This is a genomic window from Desulfoluna butyratoxydans (assembly GCF_900699765.1).
GTDB classification, from domain to species: Bacteria; Desulfobacterota; Desulfobacteria; order Desulfobacterales; family Desulfolunaceae; genus Desulfoluna; species Desulfoluna butyratoxydans.
Genome location: NZ_CAADHO010000024.1, coordinates 1 through 2,433, shown reverse-complemented (window position 1 = coordinate 2,433; position 2,433 = coordinate 1). Strand labels below are relative to the sequence as shown.

The 2,433-nt window shown below is 39.3% G+C and carries 4 protein-coding genes; all 4 read right to left on the bottom strand.

Annotated features, from left to right (window positions below):
- Positions 1-145 precede the first annotated feature (145 nt).
- A complete protein-coding gene (locus tag MSL71_RS26280; RefSeq protein ID WP_180147494.1) occupies positions 146-514 on the bottom strand; it encodes a hypothetical protein in 369 nt (122 codons plus the stop codon).
- 125 nt (positions 515-639) lie between these two features.
- A complete protein-coding gene (locus tag MSL71_RS26275) occupies positions 640-1,317 on the bottom strand; it encodes a hypothetical protein (RefSeq protein ID WP_180147491.1) in 678 nt (225 codons plus the stop codon).
- A 135-nt stretch (positions 1,318-1,452) separates the two neighbouring features.
- Complete coding sequence (locus tag MSL71_RS26270; RefSeq protein ID WP_218951149.1) at positions 1,453-1,848, bottom strand: CPCC family cysteine-rich protein; 396 nt, start codon at positions 1,846-1,848, stop codon at positions 1,453-1,455.
- A 115-nt stretch (positions 1,849-1,963) separates the two neighbouring features.
- A partial coding sequence (locus MSL71_RS26265; RefSeq protein ID WP_218951148.1) for a DUF7668 domain-containing protein occupies positions 1,964-2,433 on the bottom strand: 470 nt, incomplete at its 5' end.

Below are 2,433 nucleotides of genomic sequence, written 5' to 3'. Positions count from 1 at the left end.
GGGCTCCCGCCTGTTTGCTGAAAAGCAATACCCTATAAGACCATCGAGTACCGAAAACCGGGCTTCTTGAACAAAGGATTGATGTGACCTTCGGTCACGAGCAATCCTTAATGTTAACGCATTAAGTAGTTTACCGACAGAGCTTTTATTCTTTTAATTTAACCAAGTTACCAGTTACAACAACACAATTACACTTTTGCGGTATGCTTAAAAATCCAGGTTTATATTTATTAAGTTGATCTATCCTTACATTTACTAAAAGATCGCCTTCTATCCCTTGTTCCTGCCCATTACGTATTGCTTTATCCATTGCCCTTTGAAGCCTAGCATCATTAGGGCGTTGGCCGATTCGATAGCAATCTTCTCCAGCAACTCTTACAGAACTGCTTAAATCATATTCTAAGTTCCGGATGTTTAGACTTGATGCAGCAGTGAAGTCACCTAAACGATACTGAGGCGAACTTGCGCATGCAGAAGCTGATAGTGCAAGTAATAACAACATAATCTTTTTCATAACCGCTCCTGGTGATTTATTATTTCAACAATTCATCTTAAGGGCGTTAACGCTTGAGCTTTGGGGCCGCCGAGCGGAGCGAGGGGACTGCCGCGCAGCGGCAGCGGTCCCACAACAGTGATTTGTTAGGCTTTTGATTTATTATATATTTCAAATAGCTTTCTATACTCGTTTGATGCATCAACAATTGTTTTATTTGAGAGTTCTTTATGCTGATTTTCTTGATTTTTATTTAAAAGCAAACGCATTACATCTATATAAGGTGGTAGTGAAAAATCTTGGTCACTCAAGTTGTTGTATTGGTCACGAACTTCAGTGTTGTGCTTACCGATTATTTTCAGCTGCTCAACACAAAGGAGCTTTGAAATTTCATTTATTTCAGATTTTAATGTTTCAAATGCCCCTGCTTCTTTTATTGCATTATATATTAACCAGAAATCATCAACTCTCGGGTCGACACCACGAAAAAGGTCGCCAAGCCCACCCGGTGAATTTTTAACCAAAAGTAAATTAATACGCAGAGTGGAGTTTTGTGTTTTTTGTAATGATTGAATAGTTTTATCAGCAACATCTTTGGCATTTTGGAGTTTTAAAACATTACCTGCAATAGAGAGTTCAGAAATTTTTGGTAATAAAGCAATGATTACACCAAGAAATAGTACAGCAATTGTCAGTGTAACAAACTCACCACCTGATATTTTTGAGTTTTCTAATAATTTGTAAGAGTAATAAGATCCTGCCACCGAAACTGAGATGCCAAAAATGGTTCTAATACAATCGATTATACATTTAACCCAATTCAAAATATCCCCTCTTGTAAAAATAACTTTGGAACCGAAAGAGCCTAACGCCCAGCTTCACCGGGCGCAAAAAGTGGAGCGAGGAACGAGCGCAGCTTTTTGCGATCCGTGTGCAAGCTGTTGTTCGGTTTGAAATTTTTAAGTGTTTATTTTCCAGTCTTTAATTCTTTTATCAGTTGTTTCTACTGGTCTTACATACTGTTTTACGCATTCTTCACAACAACCGTAAATTTCGAAATTTTCTTGGGCTTCCGTTAATGAAACTTGATTAGCACCGCCTCTATATGTAGGGTCTCGAAACTGTTCAATATCATCTTCCCAGTAACATATTTCACAGATTTGATACGAACCAGGAGAATCAGCTAACGTGTAATAACCACAACAAGGGCAAGGTGAGTTTCCAATACGGCCTATTTGTTTGGGGGTTCTCCCATAATTGTCTTTTTTAAAGCATGGCATACACATACCATCAAGCTTAAGGCCTGTGCCTGCCAATATAGACTCTTTGCATCTCTTACATTTCTTTTTTTGCATATTTTAGCTTGGTGCTTAAAACCGAACGCTATGCATGTGGGGCCGCCGAGCGACAGCGAGGGTACCCGGAGCGCAGCGGAGGGCGGTCCGACACAATGCATTTGTTATGAAATGGCTATCGTACGTGAATATTGTCTAATTCAACGTATATATGGCCGTTAGTGGTTTGAATGATGGTTAATTCTATGCTCAAATCCGAGAACCCTTCTTCAGAAGAGTAAATTGGAGCAACAACACTCCAAGACTTTGGTTTAGAGGATGAAATTTCAATAATATCGAAAGCTACATTTATTGGATATGGAACTAATGTGCATTCATATTCAGATATTGCATTTTCTATTGCTTCCGCGCTTAAATTATTCCCCTGTGTGAGTTTCTCGATTTCTCGATATTGCTTGCGCAAAAGCAAAGAATAAAACTGTTTTATTTTATCTTCAATCAATTCATTCATGACAATGTGAATTTCATAACAATTAGTTAAGAGACAGTGTTTGAAGCTCCGACGGCCCCCGTAGTGCGAAGCTGTTCCCTTCAACGGCTTGTTGAACGGACCCGCGCAACGACAACGCTCGAATTGGCCTGGGC

Coding starts and splice junctions, on each gene's coding strand:
- MSL71_RS26280 (WP_180147494.1), bottom strand. CDS start 514: ATGAAAAAGATTATGTTGTTATTACTTGCACTATCAGCTTCTGCATGC.
- MSL71_RS26270 (WP_218951149.1), bottom strand. CDS start 1,848: ATGCAAAAAAAGAAATGTAAGAGATGCAAAGAGTCTATATTGGCAGGC.